Annotated in this window: 16 protein-coding genes; 4 read left to right on the plus strand and 12 right to left on the minus strand. The window is 44.9% G+C overall.

Annotated elements, in window-relative coordinates; genetic code table 11:
* Positions 1–209 precede the first annotated feature (209 nt).
* Positions 210–3,236, plus strand: coding sequence for a glycosyltransferase family 117 protein (locus FO440_RS09325; protein WP_144247920.1), 3,027 nt, complete (start codon positions 210–212; stop codon positions 3,234–3,236).
* 73 nt (positions 3,237–3,309) lie between these two features.
* Here FO440_RS09325 and FO440_RS09330 read toward each other — a convergent pair whose 3' ends face one another.
* Positions 3,310–4,062, minus strand: coding sequence for a glucose 1-dehydrogenase (locus FO440_RS09330; protein WP_144247921.1), 753 nt, complete (start codon positions 4,060–4,062; stop codon positions 3,310–3,312).
* An 83-nt stretch (positions 4,063–4,145) separates the two neighbouring features.
* Complete coding sequence (locus FO440_RS09335) at positions 4,146–4,733, minus strand: Crp/Fnr family transcriptional regulator (protein ID WP_144247922.1); 588 nt, start codon at positions 4,731–4,733, stop codon at positions 4,146–4,148.
* A 149-nt stretch (positions 4,734–4,882) separates the two neighbouring features.
* Between FO440_RS09335 and FO440_RS09340 the strand changes: the two genes are divergently transcribed.
* Positions 4,883–5,176, plus strand: a complete 294-nt coding sequence (locus tag FO440_RS09340) for a putative quinol monooxygenase (RefSeq protein WP_144247923.1) — start codon at positions 4,883–4,885, stop codon at positions 5,174–5,176.
* Between the two features lie 53 nt (positions 5,177–5,229).
* Here the strand turns inward: FO440_RS09340 and FO440_RS09345 are convergent, their stop codons facing one another.
* Complete coding sequence (locus FO440_RS09345) at positions 5,230–5,901, minus strand: hypothetical protein (RefSeq protein ID WP_144247924.1); 672 nt, start codon at positions 5,899–5,901, stop codon at positions 5,230–5,232.
* A gap of 247 nt (positions 5,902–6,148) precedes the next feature.
* Here FO440_RS09345 and FO440_RS09350 point away from each other — a divergent pair, with 247 nt between their 5' ends.
* Positions 6,149–6,502, plus strand: coding sequence for a nuclear transport factor 2 family protein (locus FO440_RS09350; RefSeq protein ID WP_144247925.1), 354 nt, complete (start codon positions 6,149–6,151; stop codon positions 6,500–6,502).
* Between the two features lie 6 nt (positions 6,503–6,508).
* Here FO440_RS09350 and FO440_RS09355 read toward each other — a convergent pair whose 3' ends face one another.
* From FO440_RS09355 to FO440_RS09395, 9 genes are all read right to left on the minus strand, one after another.
* Positions 6,509–7,087, minus strand: coding sequence for a DinB family protein (locus FO440_RS09355; protein ID WP_144247926.1), 579 nt, complete (start codon positions 7,085–7,087; stop codon positions 6,509–6,511).
* Positions 7,088–7,093: 6 nt separating this feature from the next.
* The gene (locus tag FO440_RS09360; protein WP_144247927.1) at positions 7,094–7,924 is read right to left on the minus strand and encodes a helix-turn-helix domain-containing protein; all 831 of its coding nucleotides are present in this window, start codon (positions 7,922–7,924) and stop codon (positions 7,094–7,096) included.
* A gap of 143 nt (positions 7,925–8,067) precedes the next feature.
* Positions 8,068–8,991 (minus strand): serine hydrolase domain-containing protein, encoded by a 924-nt coding sequence (locus FO440_RS09365; protein WP_144247928.1) that lies wholly within the window; start codon positions 8,989–8,991, stop codon positions 8,068–8,070.
* The gene (locus FO440_RS09370) at positions 8,988–9,173 is read right to left on the minus strand and encodes a hypothetical protein (protein ID WP_144247929.1); all 186 of its coding nucleotides are present in this window, start codon (positions 9,171–9,173) and stop codon (positions 8,988–8,990) included. The genes FO440_RS09365 and FO440_RS09370 overlap by 4 nt, the downstream gene beginning before the upstream one ends.
* Before the next feature lie 351 nt (positions 9,174–9,524).
* Positions 9,525–10,190: a flavodoxin family protein gene (locus tag FO440_RS09375; protein ID WP_144247930.1), complete on the minus strand. Its 666-nt coding sequence runs from the start codon at positions 10,188–10,190 to the stop codon at positions 9,525–9,527.
* 3 nt (positions 10,191–10,193) lie between these two features.
* Positions 10,194–11,393: an NAD(P)/FAD-dependent oxidoreductase gene (locus FO440_RS09380; RefSeq protein ID WP_144247931.1), complete on the minus strand. Its 1,200-nt coding sequence runs from the start codon at positions 11,391–11,393 to the stop codon at positions 10,194–10,196.
* 184 nt (positions 11,394–11,577) lie between these two features.
* On the minus strand, positions 11,578–12,096 hold the full coding sequence (locus FO440_RS09385) for a GNAT family N-acetyltransferase (protein WP_144247932.1): 519 nt from the start codon (positions 12,094–12,096) through the stop codon (positions 11,578–11,580).
* A gap of 295 nt (positions 12,097–12,391) precedes the next feature.
* On the minus strand, positions 12,392–14,911 hold the full coding sequence (locus FO440_RS09390) for a beta-L-arabinofuranosidase domain-containing protein (RefSeq protein WP_144247933.1): 2,520 nt from the start codon (positions 14,909–14,911) through the stop codon (positions 12,392–12,394).
* 213 nt (positions 14,912–15,124) lie between these two features.
* A complete protein-coding gene (locus tag FO440_RS09395; RefSeq protein ID WP_144247934.1) occupies positions 15,125–16,333 on the minus strand; it encodes an SGNH/GDSL hydrolase family protein in 1,209 nt (402 codons plus the stop codon).
* Positions 16,334–16,545: 212 nt separating this feature from the next.
* Between FO440_RS09395 and FO440_RS09400 the strand changes: the two genes are divergently transcribed.
* Positions 16,546–18,390: a right-handed parallel beta-helix repeat-containing protein gene (locus tag FO440_RS09400; RefSeq protein WP_144247935.1), complete on the plus strand. Its 1,845-nt coding sequence runs from the start codon at positions 16,546–16,548 to the stop codon at positions 18,388–18,390.
* Positions 18,391–18,433 lie beyond the last annotated feature (43 nt).

Here is an 18,433-nt window from a genome sequence, read left to right on the forward strand (position 1 = left end):
CAATTTTACTGTTCTTACACTTCTGATAAGAAGCTATCATAGTAGCTATTAAGGCTGTACGTTAAAATGGTCCCACGAGGAAGCGTCATGGTAAATGTTATCAAAACGTTAAATAAAGTTAAAAGATGTTAAACTCAAGCTGTTCATTTTAAACAGGTTATAAAAAGGCAGATATTTAGGTCATGATAAAACCTTTACACTAAAATCTTATGCAGTACAACAAGATCAATAATTTGCTCGGCTGGCTTTGTTTCCTTATCGCCGCTGTTACCTACATTTTAACTTTAGAGCAGTCCGTCAGTTTTTGGGACTGCGGCGAATTTATTGCCTGTGCTTACCGCCTGCAGGTATCGCATCAGCCGGGTTACCCGCTTTTTGCCATGATCTGTAAGGTATTCTCGCTGCTTTCATTGGGCGATGTTACCAAGGTAGCCTATTTTACCAATGTAGCCTGCGCGCTGGCCAGCGGCGCAACCATCATGTTTTTGTTCTGGACGATCACCATGATGGCGCGTAAGCTATTGATAAAACCAGGCGAAGAGGCAGATAACAAAAAATATACACTTATCTGGGGCGCGGGATTAGTTGGCGCGCTGGCGCTTGCCTTTACGGATACCTTTTGGTTTTCGGCAGTAGAGACTATTGTATTTGCCATGTCGGCCTTGTGTACGGCGGTAGTGTTCTGGGCCATATTGAAATGGGATGCAAGCGCCGATGAGCCGGGTATTGATAAATGGATCGTATTTATTGCTTATATGATAGGCCTTTCAATCGGTATCCACCTGCTTAACTTATTAACCATACCGGCCGTTGTACTGGTATACTATTTCAGGCGACATAAAAATATCAACCTTAAAACCGGTATAGTGGCCTTTTTGGTCAGTATAGGCATATTGGCTTTGGTGCAGTTTGGTATAAGGGGGTACACCGTAGCGTTTGCCGCCTATGCCGACCTGTTTTTTGTAAATACATTGGGGTTGGGTTTTGGCAGCGGGGCTATTTTTGCTTTGGCTTTGATAGTCGGCGCATTGGTGTATGGAATTTATTACAGCATCCGTAAACGTAAACCGGGGCTTAACTTAGCTTTATTGTGCATAACCTTTATTTATTTCGGTTATTGTTCGTTCGCTTATATCCCTATCCGCGCCACGGCTAATACCGATCTGAATAACTCGTACCCTGACAACGCCTTTATGTTGTACTGGTACCTTAACCGCGGGCAATACGGCGACGTACCGTTATTAAGCGGGCAGTATTATGACGCGAGAGTTATCGACCAGAAAGATGGCAGCACTAATTACGCCAAAGGGAAAGACAAATATGAAGCAACCGGTAAAAACGTAACTAATATTTACGACCACACCACTGTTTTGCCGCGGATGTTTAGCGACCGTGAGCAGGACCCTCAATTTTATAAATCCTGGCTCGGCCTTTCAGATAAGGACGTACCCACCTTTGCCGATAATCTGAAATTTATGTTTAGCTGGCAGATCTGGCAAATGTATGGCCGGTACTTTTTGTGGAACTTTGCCGGGCGCTACAACCAGCAGGACGGCCAGTTTCAGATGGGCGGCTTCCACGGTTACGTTGACGGCGACTGGACAACCGGCCTGTTTGATAAAGGCAAGCACCTGCCAAAATCGATAACACAAAGTAACACCTATACCCCGCTTTATGCCCTGCCGCTTATCTTAGGTTTGTTTGGGCTGATCTATCATTATCGACACAACAGAAAAGACGCTATGGTGATCACCTTGCTTTGGTTTTTTACCAGTATAGCCATTGTGATGTATGTGAACCAGGCTGTGCAGCCGCGCGAAAGAGATTATTCGTATGTGGGCTCATTTTATGCTTTCGCGATATGGATAGGCCTGGGGGTAATAGCCCTTGCCGAACTTATTCGCAAAAAAGTAAATGCCCGTACGGCAGGTTACCTTTCTATAGGCTTGTGTCTGCTGGCAGTACCCGCATTAATGATAAAACAGGAATGGAAGTCGCACGACCGCTCAACCAAACGTACCGCGCATGATATGGCTTACAACTACCTGATATCATGCCCCAAAAATGCCATACTTTTTACAGGGGCCGATAATGATACTTATTCACTATGGTATTTGCAGGAAGTTGAAGGCGTTCGGCCTGATGTGCGTATCATCGTCAATACTCTATTTGGCAGCGACTGGTATATCCACCAGATGCAAAAGAAAATGAACCAGTCTGAACCATTGCCTATAACCATGCCATTTGAAAAATACAAGGCCGGTACGCGCGACTATATTCCTTACAACGATGCCAAAATATCCGATTCGGTAGAGTTGAAAGATGTATTTGATTTTGTGACGTCAGAAGATGCGCAGGCTAAAGTGCAGATGCAGGACGGATCAGTTATCAATTACCTGCCTACCAAAAACTTTAAGCTTACTGTAAATGCCGACGAGGTGGTTAAGAACGGCGTAGTAAGCGCCGACCAGAAAGACAGGATAGCCGATACAATGCAATGGAAGTTCCAGGGAAGTTACATGTTAAAAGACAACCTGGCACTGATGGATATCCTGGCGCACAACGACTGGAAAAGGCCGATATGCTTTACCACCACCATGGGTAACGACGGCTTAAACGGCTTGCAATCATACCTGTACAAAGAAGGGTTTGTTTATCACCTTATTCCGTTTAAAACTGACGCATCTGTAAAAAATCAGTCGCCAAAACTGAATACCATGGTGATGTATAACAATGTGATGAACAAGTTTAAGTGGGGTCATTACAAAACCGCCAAGTACCTTGATGAGCAATCAAGCGGGTTGTTCTATGGCGTGATCAACAGCACGTTTGTTGAATTGGCCAACGGCCTGATGGCCGAAGGACGCCATGACCTGGCTGTAAAGGTGTTGCAAAAATATGATAAGGAAATGCCCGATATCTTTCCGTTTACAGGTATTGAGCAAAGTAAGATCCGCGTTATTGATACGGCCTATAATTTGCATGAACATGGCCTGGCCAACAAATACGTATCCAGTATGGACGATCATATCACCGACATGCTTGCCTATAACTACAACCTGATGCAAAGCAGCCCCGGCGATGTCAATGCGGATAATGTACAATTTGAGCTGTCTGTTTTAAATACCATTGCGCAGCTTACCAAGCAAAACCAGCAGTTGGCGTTAAATAGCAAATTAGAGGCGCAATTAAATGATTACGCCAATAAGTTTTCGGCCATAATAACAAAGCAATAAATACCCACCTGCCTATGAAGCAAAGCCCCGGTATCGAAAGATCCGGGGCTTTTGTTTTTATAAGCAGGAAATATTATAGATCGCGCAGGCCGCCATCTAACAGTAGCTCTGTACCCAGCATAAAGGTAGAGTCGTCTGATGCCAGGTAAAGCGCCGCGGCTGCCAGTTCTTCCGGCTGTGCTACGCGTTTAACCGGTGTGAAATTGCCCATCGCTTCCATCATGGCCGCAGCTCCTTCAGGGCTGTCGGTTACTGTAGCAAATACCGGTGTATTAACAGGGCCCGGGGTTAAGGCGTTTACACGTATTTTGCGGTCAAGCAGTTCTACAGAAAAGCTGCGGGCCAGTGAACGTACTGCCGCCTTGGTAGCCGCATAAGCAGCATGGTTAGGAATACCCTTACTGTTTACCATCGAAGAAAGCAACACTACCGACGCACCATCATTTAACACCGGCAGGGCTTTTTGTACCGAAAAGAAAGCTCCTTTAAAATTGATATCGCTCACCTGGTCAAATTGCTCTTCGGTAAAATCTGCCAGCGGCCCTACCACATAAACACCTGCATTAACAATTAGTGTATCTACCTTACCAAAATGATCTGCAACTGTTTGATAGATGCGGGTCAGATCGTCCAATTTTGAAACATCGCCCTGGATGCCCAGTCCGTTAGGGCCTATCTCGGCGATAGCCTGGTCAATAGATTTTTGATTACGACCGGTAATAGCTACCTGTGCGCCTTCCTGTGCAAAACGTTTGGCAATAGCTAAACCAATACCACTGCTACCCCCGGTAACAACGGCTACCTTATTTTTTAATTTTTGTGACATAATATTAAATTTTAGACCACAAAATTGGAGGCAATCGGGCTTGCAGAACGATGAACTATCTTAAGAAAAATGCGTGAACTGGTTCACTTTTTTCGCACCTTAGCATTACGGATCTTCGACAGGAACTCGCGGGTCATGTTAAGGTATGAGGCGAGCGCGTATTGCGGCAGACGTTGTAGCACCTGCGGGTATTTGGCAACAAATTCATTATAACGTTCTTCGGCGCTCTGCGTTAAATTAGATACGGTGCGCCGTGCAAGGTAAGCCGCCGTTTGCTCGGCCATCAGCCTGAACAGTGTAGCCAATTCCCAATTGGTATTTTTGAGCTGCTGCTCGGCCTGGTGATCTATCTGCAGGATGGTGCTGTTTTCAAGCGCCTCTACAAACTGCGTAGCAGGTACCTGGTGGACATAACTATTATAGTCAGACAGCCACCAATCCTCCACAGCAAATTGTATGGTATGTTCGTTTCCTTTATCATCTATCACATAAGAATGGAAAGCACCTTTCAACACATAAATGCGGTATTTGGCAACAAATCCGGGTTGAATGAGCAGTTGTTTCTTTTTTACCTTCACCACTTTGAACGCGGCCGTCAACAACGCCATATTTTCGGGCGAAAGTCGGGTCTTACGATTGATATTGTCGATAAAGGGCGAAAGGTCTTCCATTGAGCCAAATTACAAATTAACACAATTTTTAGAGAAGCCTATTTTGTGAACCAGTTCATCTTTTTTGAGGGGCGGGCCGGGTAATTTTGTGATCTGCTGTCAGGACTGATCCTGATTGGCGATTTTAACGCATTCAACAAATAAACATCATGGAAAAACTTGCATTACTCGCGCGCCTGGAAGCTAAACCCGGCAAAGAACAGGAAGTAGCTAATTTTATAAAAAGCGCCTTGCCACTGGCCCTGGCCGAAACAGAAACCGTATGCTGGTACGCCTTTCAGATCGGGGAATCCACATTTGGTATTTTCGACACTTTTATGGATGAAGCCGGCCGCAACGCCCATCTGGGCGGCGAAATAGCCAAAGCACTGATGGCTAAAGCGCCTGAATTACTGGCTACCAGTCCTGTAATTGAAAAAGTGGACTTGCTGGCGATAAAATAAATTCGAGTTGTTTAACGCAGTATGACGCTTGCGGGATAGGCTGGCATTGGCGGTCATAAACTTTTCAGACCCGGATGATCACCCATTTTTTTCTGCCATTTACGGATGAGGTGGCCTAATTCAGACGTGTCAAATTGTTTTTTACGGATAGATGTTCGCCTGAGCAAAACAATTTGGGCGGTAACTACCGCCGCCAGAATAAACAGGGTGTAGCATATCTTTTCTGTGCTATGTATCTTTAAACACTGGAAATTCCATATCGCAATGATCTCCAGGCACTGTAGCGATACCATGCTCAAAAAATAATAATACTGTACTTTAGAAACTATCTCCCCGGTTTTTTGGGACAGCACGATATTGATCCTGATAGGGGGGAGCCAACTGTCGTATTTAAGCTCTAACAGCACACCCTGGATAAAGAAAGCGCCTAAGAGCGTTTGGTACACCTTCAGGTCCATCAGCCATAAAATGCCCAGGCCCATACTGGCTGCTACGCATATCCCGAAAACGATGTACCATCCGTCGAAAGATAATTCGGCAGACGACTTCAGGCAGTAACCGCAGGCACCGAAAGCAGCCAGCAGCCAGGTAGAGGCCAGCTTGCGGTAGTCAGTCTGCAGGTGATTAAAATGCTCCTCTTTGTCACCGATCTGGTCAACCAGTTTCATCACCTGCTCAAACAGCGCGGTATCTACTTTGTCTAAAGCTGGTGATGAAGTGTTCATCGGCTGATTTACAGTGGTTTATTAGTATAAATTTAATAAACTTCCGGTAAGATATCCAAAAATCCTGTAAGGTTTTCTTTATGATATCTTTCTTCACAAACTTGTGGCCCTTGCACGGGCAATGTGGGTATAACAAATAGATACACCTTAAGCTAAAAAAATGTCGCGTTTGCCCCGTTGATCTGTCCCGATAACACAGCTTTTACTTTGCTTTAAGTGCTTACCTTTAATTAATAAAACAATAATCATGAAAAGTAACCGGGAGATCATCATTGCATTCAATACCGCTTTTGATAACAGTAACAGCTACGACATCGCTAAATTTATAGCAGACCATTTTGAGTGGCACCTGCTGGGCGACAGCGTTATCAAAGGAAAAGAAAATGTGCTGCAATTTTTTGCAGACCATCCTGACATGCGGGTGATCACCGTAACCAAAGACCATATTATTGTCGATGGCGATAGTGCCTCGGTTGCGGGCGAGGTGCAATGTACCGACAAAACCGGGCAGATCTATGATATGTACTATTGCGACGTTTACGAACTTGCAAATGGGCTCATCACCAAAATGATCTCTTACACGGTAAACAAGAAGAAATAAAATGCTTTAACGGGATATCCGGAGCGATGTGTCCTTCGTCGCAGTATCCCTATTGCCGGTGTTTGCGTGAGCGGGCAAAGACACGGCAGAAGAAGACATGATAAAGTAAGTAGCCATATCGATAGATGAAAATTGACTGTAGCCTGCCTGGCGCAATAGCGTGACCAACTGGCCGCGGTGATAAGTTGAATGATTCATGATATGGGCAAAAGTTTGCCAGTAAACCATTTGGCTAGTACGCCCGTTGGGATATACAAAGGTAACCGGGTCATGCAGGTTTTCTTCGGGATGATTTTCGATAAAGTACTGCATTCCCACTGATGTCTCCTCCCAAATGTCAATGAGTTCTTGCCTTGAACCCTGGAAATAGGATGAAAGATAAACCGGATTGGGCGCTTTTGTCCAAAAGTCGATCCATATTTTTTCTGCACTGGCAATGTGCACCGCGGTTTGTTTAACGCTGCTAAAACTACTGGCATTAATTTGTTCCCATTGTTCATCGCTGATCTGTAGGAGCCAGCTCATAGCTTTGGCGTTCGCCCAGCTGTTGTAAGCAGCTAAGGCCGTAAAATAGGCTTTGTTCATATATTTTTAATTATTTAATTGATACTGTTTGGGCGTGACCCCATACGTTTGTTTGAAGGATTGGATAAAACTGGACAAATTCTCATAACCCAGGTCGTAATAGATCTCGCTGGCTTTGTGGCCGCCTTGTTTAAGCCGCTCTGCCGCTTTCTCCATTCTTTTTTCAAGCAGCCATTTATTTGGCGATGTGCCATAAATTTTAGCGAAGCGCCGCTTAAATGTCGATAAGCTGATGTTACATAAAAAGGCCAGTTCACTTACAGTTACCGACTGGCCGATATTAGCCGACACTGCCTGCCGTATCATGATCTCGTCGCCGTCTTCCTGGCTGTTACGCAGCTTTTGCAACTGGCCGGGATAGTTTTCGCCAAGGTATAAAAGCAATTCATTGAGTTTGAGCAGCTGCATATTGGCAGAAAGCGGCTTGCCGAGCATATACACCAGCGATTCAATAAAGTTATGCAGGAAGGCATCTTTTTCAAATAGCAATACGGGTTCCTCCTTAAACTTGCCGGCTTTAATGTAGAGCAGGTCCGGGTGCGCAGTGAAAAAATCAACAAGTACCTTATTGTCAAACTTTATCAGCAGGCTGCGGTAAGCCCCGCCCTTTAAAGCGGTCATTTCGCTCATGAGGCAGTTCCCGGCAGAAAGCAGCAGGAATTTTTCAGGATTGATCATAATAGTTGAACCGGCGTAATAAACCGTTTTTTCTCCTTCAAGCAGGAAACTGAATAAATTTTGCTGCAGGCTAACCTTGTTCTTAACACTGGCGACTTCGGTATCGTAGCGAAAGATGGTTATAAGTTCTGTGGCGGTATTTGTTGCTCTGATCTTCATTTTGATAAACCAAAGGTAGCTTATTTACAGGCTAAGGCCGATAGGGCAACGTTCAAAAAGTGTTGCCAAACGTTCAAAATATTAATGAGCGGATAGTCAGTGACCAGTAGCAAAAGCTACCTGCATTTTTATAGTAACATCAATTAATCTTTTAATTTCTTCAACAAATCGATCGCTGTCTTTTCAGGGTTTGTATTATAGACATTATAATTATACATCAATATGACTGCATAACGTGTATCCTTATCTATAAAAAACACTGAAGTATAGCCCGGAACCCCGCCACTATGGCCCATAAATTTCGTCCTTTCAAATACAGCTAATCCTAAACCATAATTTTTTCCTGCCTTAGGTACCTCTTGCATTTGTTGCAGGCTTGATGCCTTTAGCAGATAAGGTTTTACCATCATGGATATGGCAAATTTTGAAAGATCGCCGATAGTTGTAAAAATACCGCCGTTGGGCACTTTATAACCGCGTCCGGCAAGTTCAGTAACAGGCCTTACAGTGTCTGCTACCGCTTCCCTGTAATTGGATATGCCTTGAGCAAGGTGGGGCAACTTATCGGGTGTTATCACAAAAAAAGAATTGTTCATGTGCAAAGGTTTGAATATTCTTTGCTGAACCATTTGTATGTATGGAACTCCCGTTGCCCGTTCTAAAGCAAGGCCCAAAATAGCAAAGCCTATATTACTATACATTTGTTGTTTATCCGGTTTACTGTTAAATGCTGTTTTTGGCAGCAGTGATATGAGCTTATCCTGCCATTTTTCTATCGGTCCCACATCAAAGCCCGGCGTATCCGGTTCCCTCTTTAATCCGGAAGTGTGCGAAGCTAACTGCTTTAGAGTGAACTTGGTATCGGCAGCATAGCCTGCAATTGTTTTAACCTCAGGCACGTATTTTTCTGCCGGGTCATCCAGCTTTACTTTTCCTTCTTCAACCAGTTGCATCAATAAAGTGGCTGTGAATGTTTTGGTAATGGAGCCTATGCGATAAATGTTTCCCGTATCAGCAGGTACATCTTTAGTCATGTTAGCATAGCCAAACGCGTGCGACCAGATCACTTTGTCATTTTGATAATAGCTGCAGAAACCCCGGCGTGCTGGTTATCGTGCGTTATATCATCTGTTAGCTGCTTGCCGAAATCAGAAATTATTGCCTGTTGAGTAGGGGGTGACTGCGTGCAGGATGTTTGCGCTATTACCAGGATGGATAGCAGAAGTTTGGGCAGATGTTTTAGGTTCATACAACTAAGTTACTGATTTTATATCATGCAAATCATCGGTTGGCGCAAGTATGTCGGGTTGTTAAGAGGGCAAAGGCTACTTGTGTCTTTATTACTATAATTAATGGCACAAGTACTCAGCCCACATGCCATTGCTGCATACTTGCGCCAGCTCTGTGGTATTTGTTGCTCTGATCTTCATTTTGATAAACCAAAGGTAGCTTATTTACAGGCTACGGCCGATAGGGCAACGTTCAAAAAGTGTTGCTAAACGTTCAAAATGTCGATATGATAAATGAATGGACATTGGTCGAAGTTTAATGAGTGCAACTTCGACCGGTGAGGAGATAAGCCTGTAAAAAACAGATATTCTTATTGATCCTCTTTATCGCTTTCTTCTTCTGCCTTTTCAGCTGCATCATTCAGATTTGTTGTAATAGGATGATCAGCGAGGAGTTTGGCAAAAAAAGCCAGGTTGCCGGTCATATAACGCAGGCTTTTGTTAGTATACAGGTATCGTTCTCCACCGGCTTCCACGTAATCTTTTTCACCGCCTGCCATACCTACCCAATAAGCATTAACATTAGGCGGAATAGTAAATCCAACTTCCTGCAATGACCAAAGCACTTGCGCTGCACAACTGTGTGCGCCGTCTTCATTACCTGTTACTAAACAGCCTGCAACTTTATTGTAAGGCATATATTGTCCTGTTTCCTTATCCATCAAGTCCTCATCTCTGAAAATAGCATCGAGCCTTTCTATAACTTTTTGAGAAGTGGATGCCAGATGCCCCATCCAAATAGGGGTGGCAATTACAAAAATGTTGCAGGCTTTGATTTTTTCCAGGATCAGCGGCCATTCGTCACCATTTCCTTCGTCCGATGTATTGCCGGTTAATACGTTATAATCATTCAGCCTGATGATCTCTGTTGCAAAACCTTGTCCGCGCAATTGTTGGGCAGCTTTTTCGGCAAGCGCGCCGGTATTGCTGAAATCCGGCTTGCGTTTAAGTGTGCAGTTGATGAATAATGCTTTCATGGGTTATCGGTTAAATTCAAACAGATGTGTATTGTTATTTTTTTTATTTAAGATCAGGTCGCGAATGATCTCTGCTGCAATAACACTAAAGGTGATGCCATTACCGCCAAATCCCAATGCGAAATAGGTATTGGGGCGTTCGGGGATACTGCCAATATAAGGCAGTCCGTCTTTTGTACTTGCGAAGGCTCCTGCCCAACTAAAATCTGCCTTTAAAGGAATGTGAGGCATCCTTTTTCTAAATGCCGCTACTAATTGGTTAGTTTTCCCGGCGATAATATTTGGCGCGATATGCGGATGATGATAAGGATCGTCGCAGCCGCCTATCAGGATGCGGTTCTCGCTCACCACCCTAAAATATTGATAGGGAACGGCGGTTTCCCAAACAAGACTGTTTTTATGCCAGAAATACTCTTTTGAAAGCGGTTCAGAAACCAGCGCATAGGTCGAATTGATATCCGCAATTTTCTTTGGGATATATTTCAGGCTTTCATACCCGCAGGCTATTACCAGTTTTTTGGCTTTTACCTTTACACCATTTTTCATGGTTAATGTAACTCCATGGTTATATTCAATATCTTGCACCTGGGTATTATTAAAAACCCGGTGGCCATGTTTTACCAGGTCTTTAAATAACGCGTGTGTTAATAAATAAGCGTCAACCTCGCCGCCGTCTTTGCTGAAGACAGCTGCCGGCGCATCGAAATTAAACTTACTTTGAATGTCTTTGGGGTCTAGCCAGTCGATCACAAAACCATGCTTTTTTCTTAGCTCATATTCTGCCCTGAGTTTGGCGACATGGGTTTGATAAGTAGCATATTGCAGGCTGGGGACGATATGAAAATCGAAATGTGGTTTCAGTGTCGCGCAAAGGTTCTCGATGGTATAGATCGATTCACGGCAGAGTTGGTAAGCCCGTACTGCGTTTTGTTCGCCTACCAATTTGGTAAGTTCGGTAAGTGGCGTGTCTATCTCATACTGCAGGAAAGCTGTACTGGCAGCAGTACTGCCAAGCCCTACGTGGCGACGGTCAAACACAGCAATACTTAAGCCGGCTTCTTTAAGGTGCCAGGCGGTAAGCGCGGCGCTTATGCCCGCGCCCATCACGGCTACGTCTACCTCAAGGTTTTCATCTAATGAAGGATACTGGGCCACAAGGCCGTCCTTCATTAACCAGTAAGGCAATTGCTCGTACAGATTCATCAAAAACCAAACCCGGGTTTTCGATAAAAGTTTTTAATTTAATTATTAGTTATTTTTTAAAACAAAGGCGATAGGTTAAGCAACTCAGATAGTTAGTTTTCCTTTCACTCCTGCAAGCCCAGGCTGGCGCAAGTATATTGGGCAGTTAAGCGGGCAAAGGCTACTTGTGCCTTTATTGTAAAAGTTATAAGTTTTTTTTCATCATGATATCTGTCTGTACATCGCTGCCTAATTTGAAGATATGCTTATCAAAAGGGACAAATCCGTTTTTTGTATAGAAACTGATAGCTCTGGGATTTTCTTCCCATACGCCAAGCCATACATAATTTGCATTGATTTCAAAAGCAGTTTCAATGGCCTGATCATATAACATATTTGCTACTCCTTTACCATAATAGGCTTTCATAACGTAGATTCGTTCAATTTCAAGAGCAAGATCATCTTTTAACTCTGTCTGAGCCTTGCCGGTATTGATCTTTAGATAGCCGATTGTTGTGTCTTCAAACACCGCAAAATAGAATGTCGATCCCTGATTGTTTATTTCTTCAGTAAGTTTAGTCAGTGATAAGTTTTGTTCAAGATAATGTTTCATATTCTCTTCGGTATTTACGGCCGAAAAAGCTTCTATAAACGTTTCACTTGCTATTTTCTGCAATTGGTCCGCATCGGCGCTCGTTGCCTTAACTATCTTTACATTTTCCATCTCAGAAATTTCTTATACTGTTATATCCCCATCAGACCCCTGGGTAGCACAAGCATGTCGGGCAGTTAAGCGGACAAATGCTACTTGCGCCTTTGCGTTTTACAGAAAAATACAATAATCTTATATACAACTATTTGTAACATTTTCAGCTATAAACTCACTGACTTATCCTGTGTGTTATGTTGTACCAATCTGTACCACCTGTTTTTAGCAATTGCTTAATTTACAGTAGTTTAATTAAAAGTGCTGTTCCAACTGTACCAACCGTCACACATTCGCGTGGAACACCACACGCCTACAACGCATCCACCTCCACATTATCCATTTTAGCCAAAGCACGGTATGTCCTTAAACCTACACTGCCTGTTTTGTATTCACTATCGGTAGCGGTAATTACAGGCGCGGCAGCATCGTTTAAAAACACCTCGAATTTATCGCCGTTGGCTTTAACTTTTATGCGGTAGGTTTCGGCGGTCTTAAGGTCCTGCTTGGCCGAGGCTATCACCACCCATTTGCCATTGCTTGATTTGCCCAGCTCGATGGTGCCTTTTTGCGCGTTAAGGCCCAGATAATAACCTTCGTACGCTTCAGAACCAATGGCCGGTTTAGCCACCCTGAAGATCAGGCCCGCGTCGCCCTCGCTGTTAACCGCCACGTTGGCACTGTAGGTAAAGTTGGCAAAGTTGGTGCCTGTAGCCACTATCTTGGCGCCGGTGCCCGAGTTGTTAACGTCTATCGATCCGCAGTTGATGGCGTTGTTTTCATAATACCACCTGCCGCCGTAAATCACCCAGCCTTTTGCGGTGTTGTCGGTAAAGTCTTCGCTTAAATGCTTGGTGTTCCAAACGGTTGTACCAATGGTAGGGAACACGCTGATGCGGATGTTCTGCGAGCCGAACGGCACAAGGGTAACATCCTCTGTCTTTGCGGCTGATGGTACAGGGCTCAACGGTACGTCAAACGCAGATGTGCCGCGCTGATCTAAGGTCCATGAAGGGATCTGTTTGGCCTTTACTTTCAGTTCCACAGGGGTTTGGTCCGCCAGGAAAGGGTCGTCGGTCATCTTGCCTTTAACCACTTTGAACTGCTCGTTCAGTTTGCTGTTATCCAGCAGCAGGCCATAGTTCCACGGCGATGAGGGAACGATCTGGGTATCATAAAAGCCTGCAACCTTATGTTCTTTGATGTTGGTTACCGCCTGATTGATCTTTAGCGAGTAAACGATAGGCCCGCGTTCAACGCTTATGGCATTGTTTACCTGTTTCTCGGTTTCCACATGCATCGGGAAGTTGATGCTGATCTTGTCGTTATTGTTCCATTTCCTGCTGATCACCAGCATCTCGCCGCTTTGAACGCCCGGCAGCGCTTTGCCGTTAACCGAAACTTGCGGGTTTAAGCACCATGCCGGAATGCGTAAATGAACAGGGAACGAAGCCGGACCTGACAAGGCCACATTTAACCTGATCTGCTCTTCAAAAGGATAGTTGGTATCTTCTGTCACCTTAACCTTTTTACCTTTACCCACAAGGGCGCTGATCTCCATTGGTCCGTAAGTATTGATAGCCAGACCGCCATCAGGGGTGGCCATAGCACTGTTTTTAACAAAGTAGGGCCAACCCATGTGCATGTTATAACGGCAGCAAGGGAAGCCCGAGTAGGGGCTTAACAACAAGCCGTTGCCATAATCCTGGTTAAAGCCATGCTGGCCGTCTGCCGCTCGGACCTCGTTGGGCAGGGTATAGTACGAGTGTTCTTTCAAATCGCGGCTAAATTGGGCGGGTAGGGCATTAAAGGCCACTTTCTCCAAATGATCGCCAATTTTAGCGTCATGAAATACGCGCGACGCGGTTTCCAGGCTTTGCATCCACTCCACCACGGTACAGGTTTCAACCCCCTCTACCGAGCTATGGCCCGACATGTGTTCGGTACCCGCGCCCAAGCCCTCGGGCTGCCCGTTCTCATACAGGATATGGGCTATACCTTTTTGCATAGCGGTGTTGTAGATCGGCTCGGCCGAAAACTCGGACACAACCGCCGGGAATTTCAAGGCCTGAGCAACGTTTACCATGTGCCTTGGCTGGTAATCATCGCCATAAAAATGAAACTTGTTATTGGTAAAGATATCCTGCCATTGATAGGCTTGTGTTTTTAGCTTATTGGCCAGCTGCAGTAAGGTAGCGTCGCCGGTTTTGTTGTACACCCATAGCACCAGCTCAATATTATCACCGGCGCGTGATTTGCCCCAGGCATCTAACGGCTCGGCATCTAAATGAGCCAACTGGTATTTAAAGTATTTGCTTAAGCAAGGTATTACCCGGTTGTCATTTGTGGCCTCATAATAGCTTTGCAGCGCATACATGTAGGGCATGCGCGGCCACCAGTCCTTCATTTTAGGTGGACCGAAAAGCCCGTCTTCCTGCTGGTGCGACAGGGTATAGTCTATCCACTTTTTTGCCTTTGCCTTAAGCGCAGGGTCATCCAAAGTATAAGCTAATGACACCAGGCCCTTAACGTAATAAGCTACCTTTTCCCATCCGTTACCGGTGCCACCCAGCCAGTCGGAGTTTGGCCCCAGGTCGTTATCGCCGGGGTACAGTTCTTCAGCATGGCCGGTAAAGCCATCTTTTTGCATTTCCAACTGTTTAAGCAGCCAGCCTTTGGCCTTAATGCTGCCCAGCGGTAATTGCACATAGGCACCCTGCTTTAACGGGGAGCGGTTAAATGAATAGTTGGCTGTCGGGCTTTGCTGCGCAATGGTAGTGTTTGCCAAAAACAGGCCTGCAAAACACCATACGGATAGGCTATATAATTTCATAATGTGGTTTTAACTGTAAGGACAGCAAACTTAATTATTTAGCCAAAGAAAAGTGCCGGGAGGCGCATAAAAACAATAAGATCATTTTCATAAAGATCAAGAACCAAAGCATTATGCCATCATAGCGATGGGTTTTAAACCCATCGCTATGAAAAAGCCGTGCAAAACGGCCCGAAATTTATCCGAATCATCATAAAGAAAGATGATGTTTGTTTACTTATTCACCAAAAAGTAAACAATGCGGCAGGCATTGCCGGCGCTGCCTTTGTTTTTATCGCTGCTGATGGTCAGCCTAAGCTGATGCGACCCTTCTTTTAACCCGCTGGCAAATAGCACATACCAGGGCAGGTGCAGCGACGAACTCCATTGCGTATAAAGATCGATCTGTTTTTCGGGCCCGTTGTCAATGCTATACTTTACTATTCCCGCATCCGCGCCCGACACCACGGCCATCCCTATGGCATTGCCTTTAAACGGCAGAGTTAAGGTTGAACCGGCTTTGGTACCCTCTAATACCGGCACTTTCACAAAGCCATCTCTAACGCCAATGTGGTCGGTTGGTGTCCAGCTTTTGTATAGGGTCCAGTCGGCACCTGTATGCGCGTTGCTGATGTTTAAATAACTGCCATTGGTGAAGCTGTCTGGGTTAAGCAGTGGTATTTTAGTAATGTCGTGTTTATCGGTATGATCGCGGGTCTTGGCTGGGACGCTTAGTTCGGCAGCCAGCAAAGTCCTTATCGCTTCAAAATACAGGCGTTGGCCAAAAGGTGCGGGGTGCAGGTCCTTAAAATCCTTATCCCAGTCAAACTCTTTGTTGGCCAGTTTGTCGGTTACCGCTTTTGCCAGGTTGATGGATGGCAGGTTATAATGCCCGGCAACCAGTTCATGGTTGGCTACAGATGTAGGCACCAGCCCTTTCCGGTAAAGGTTGGTTTTATCGGGATCGGCAAAGGACATCATCACGATATCCATATATGGATTGCTTTTCAGGGCATGCCTTACAATACCTTCTAATGACTTCACCTGCGTAACGCTGTCAGTGCCGTTCACCTGGTCGTTTACGGCGGCTTCAAGAAATAACAGGTCTATTTTGGCCGAATCCAACACATCGCGCTGCAACCTGAAAACATGCGGCAGGCTACCCAGGGAGGGAATGCCCGCGGCTATGAACCTGAAGTTGACCTTGGGGTAGCTGTCTTTCAAATACCCGCAAACCATTTGTCGCCACCCCGGATTATAGGTGATCGACCCGCCTAAGAAGGCTACCGTTACGTCTTTACGAGTATTGATCGCGTGTTCTACATTTACCAATCCGCCCCGTTTTTGGATATAGTTACTAAAAGGCAGTGACTGCACTTGCGCCGATACCTGCATACAGAGAACTAAGGCAAACACTATAATTGGCAGGCACTTTTTAGTCATATCGTATCAGTAAAAGTTTATTGGTTGTTGGTTGACCGGCTTGGATTTAATGCAAACCATCACAAAGCTAAGGTTAACAATTAACGCCGAATTATGCAATACTGCCATTGTATTTAATGATATTATCTAAAGCCCGCTTTAGGACGACATGGGGTTAGTTAATCAAATATTTATTGCTGATAATTGTGTTGCTACACCAATTTAACTAAATAATGCAGACCGGTAATCTATTTTCAAGATCATCTATACTGATAGTCCTCGCGCTTTTCTTCGCGCTTGGTCTGAAAGCGCAGGCTAAGCACACGCGCCCGTCGGCAGGTATTACCTATTTTATAGATCCGGCCAAAGGCAATGATCATAATACCGGCACAGCTGTTGGCAAACCCTGGAAGACCTTTGAGCAGCTTAACCGGCTTACGCTTTCGGCGGGTGACGGGGTTAAGGTAATTGCTCCCGGCTCTTTTCACACTTCGCTGGTATTAAAAGCCATGGGAACCAAAGAACGACCGGTTAAAGTATGGTTCGCGCCGGGCAGGTATAACTTCTTCCCGGATGGCGCGACTAAAAGGCAACTGCATATCACCAATACCAATGATACGCCTTACGCTTTAAAAGCCATCGCGCTGATGTTTGACAGTTGTAAATATGTTGACGTCGAAGCGTCCAACGCTGCCACCATAGTATTGCGTGGCAAAATGATAGAAACATTTGTAAACGCCTGCGATCATATCCGCTTAAGCGGCTTAAATTTTGATTACCAGCGCCCAACGGTATCCGAATTGAAGGTGCTGTCGGTTACAAATAATTATGCTGATGTGCTGATCAATAAAGACTCAAAATATACCATCAAAGATAGCCTGCTTACCTGGCAGGGCGAAGGTTGGAGTTATCGCCCCGGCTGGTACTGGCAGGTTCTTGACCCTGCTACAAATGAGCTGGAAAGAACAGATATATCTATTGAAAAAGCTAAATTCAGTTCGATGGGCGGTAACAAGGTCCGGATCCATTTTGCAAAGAATCCCGGATTTAAAGCCGGACTGATCTATCAGAACCGCGACGTAACCCGCGACTGCGCCGGCATATTCATGCGTAACAGCAGTAATCTGTGGTTAAAAGATCTTAACATCTATTTTATGCACGGTATGGGTGTAGTGAGCCAATATTGCAATAACATCAAAATAGATCACGTCGCAGTAAAGCCGTCGGCATCATCTGGTCGTACTTGTGCCGCCTGGGCGGATATCCTGCATTTTGCAGGCTGTAAGGGCAAGATCGAGGTTGGCAACTCTTACCTATCTGGCGCTAATGACGATGCTATTAACGTGCACGGCATTCACTTGAAGATCATTGAAAAGCCAGCCGCAAAACAACTCAGGGTAAAGTTTATGCATGACCAAACCTATGGCTTTAATGCTTATGCCGAGGGCGATAGCATCGATTTCATCAAACCCCAAACGCTATTGGCTTATGGCAGCAATGTGGTTACCGAATCAAAGATGTTAAATGATAAAGAGATCCTGCTCACTTTGCAATCGCCTGTTACCGCTGATGTACAGTTGGGCGATGCTATTGAAAACACTACCGCAACACCACAGGTGTGGATCCATCATACTACTATAGCAAGGATCCCGACGAGGGGAATACTTACCACCACAAGGCGCAAAATCGTGATCGAAAACAATAACTTTCAGCGTACGCACATGAGTGGCGTGTCCGTTAGTGATGATGCCGCTAACTGGTACGAGTCGGGCATGGTTAAGGATCTTACTATCAGCAGCAATAACTTTTATTATTGCGGCGAACCGGTGATTGCCATCCATCCTGAAAACCAGGAAACGGGTAATGTTGCTGTACATTCAAATATCACTATGATCGGCAATCATTTTTACTTAAAGGATAACAACATATTATCTGCGAAGAATACGGCCAGTATCCGGTTGATCAATAATGATATTCAGCTTAAAGGTCAATTAAAAAAGATAGATGATCTGGTTAAATTGGATCATTGCACTGATGTTAAAATATCGCCAAATAATATAAATGCGCTGAATAAATAGGCGTTTTGCTGTAAAAGCTTAATTTTAGATGATTTTTAAAATT

This window comes from Mucilaginibacter corticis (assembly GCF_007558865.1).
Classification (GTDB): domain Bacteria; phylum Bacteroidota; class Bacteroidia; order Sphingobacteriales; family Sphingobacteriaceae; genus Mucilaginibacter; species Mucilaginibacter corticis.

Bases quoted from the DNA above. Each gene is read 5' to 3' on its own strand.
- FO440_RS09325 (WP_144247920.1), top strand. From the start codon at position 210: ATGCAGTACAACAAGATCAATAATTTGCTCGGCTGGCTTTGTTTCCTT.
- FO440_RS09330 (WP_144247921.1), bottom strand. From the start codon at position 4,062: ATGTCACAAAAATTAAAAAATAAGGTAGCCGTTGTTACCGGGGGTAGC.
- FO440_RS09335 (WP_144247922.1), bottom strand. From the start codon at position 4,733: ATGGAAGACCTTTCGCCCTTTATCGACAATATCAATCGTAAGACCCGA.
- FO440_RS09340 (WP_144247923.1), top strand. From the start codon at position 4,883: ATGGAAAAACTTGCATTACTCGCGCGCCTGGAAGCTAAACCCGGCAAA.
- FO440_RS09345 (WP_144247924.1), bottom strand. From the start codon at position 5,901: ATGAACACTTCATCACCAGCTTTAGACAAAGTAGATACCGCGCTGTTT.
- FO440_RS09350 (WP_144247925.1), top strand. From the start codon at position 6,149: ATGAAAAGTAACCGGGAGATCATCATTGCATTCAATACCGCTTTTGAT.
- FO440_RS09355 (WP_144247926.1), bottom strand. From the start codon at position 7,087: ATGAACAAAGCCTATTTTACGGCCTTAGCTGCTTACAACAGCTGGGCG.
- FO440_RS09360 (WP_144247927.1), bottom strand. From the start codon at position 7,924: ATGAAGATCAGAGCAACAAATACCGCCACAGAACTTATAACCATCTTT.
- FO440_RS09370 (WP_144247929.1), bottom strand. From the start codon at position 9,173: ATGAACCTAAAACATCTGCCCAAACTTCTGCTATCCATCCTGGTAATA.
- FO440_RS09375 (WP_144247930.1), bottom strand. From the start codon at position 10,190: ATGAAAGCATTATTCATCAACTGCACACTTAAACGCAAGCCGGATTTC.
- FO440_RS09380 (WP_144247931.1), bottom strand. From the start codon at position 11,393: ATGAATCTGTACGAGCAATTGCCTTACTGGTTAATGAAGGACGGCCTT.
- FO440_RS09385 (WP_144247932.1), bottom strand. From the start codon at position 12,096: ATGGAAAATGTAAAGATAGTTAAGGCAACGAGCGCCGATGCGGACCAA.
- FO440_RS09390 (WP_144247933.1), bottom strand. From the start codon at position 14,911: ATGAAATTATATAGCCTATCCGTATGGTGTTTTGCAGGCCTGTTTTTG.
- FO440_RS09395 (WP_144247934.1), bottom strand. From the start codon at position 16,333: ATGACTAAAAAGTGCCTGCCAATTATAGTGTTTGCCTTAGTTCTCTGT.
- FO440_RS09400 (WP_144247935.1), top strand. From the start codon at position 16,546: ATGCAGACCGGTAATCTATTTTCAAGATCATCTATACTGATAGTCCTC.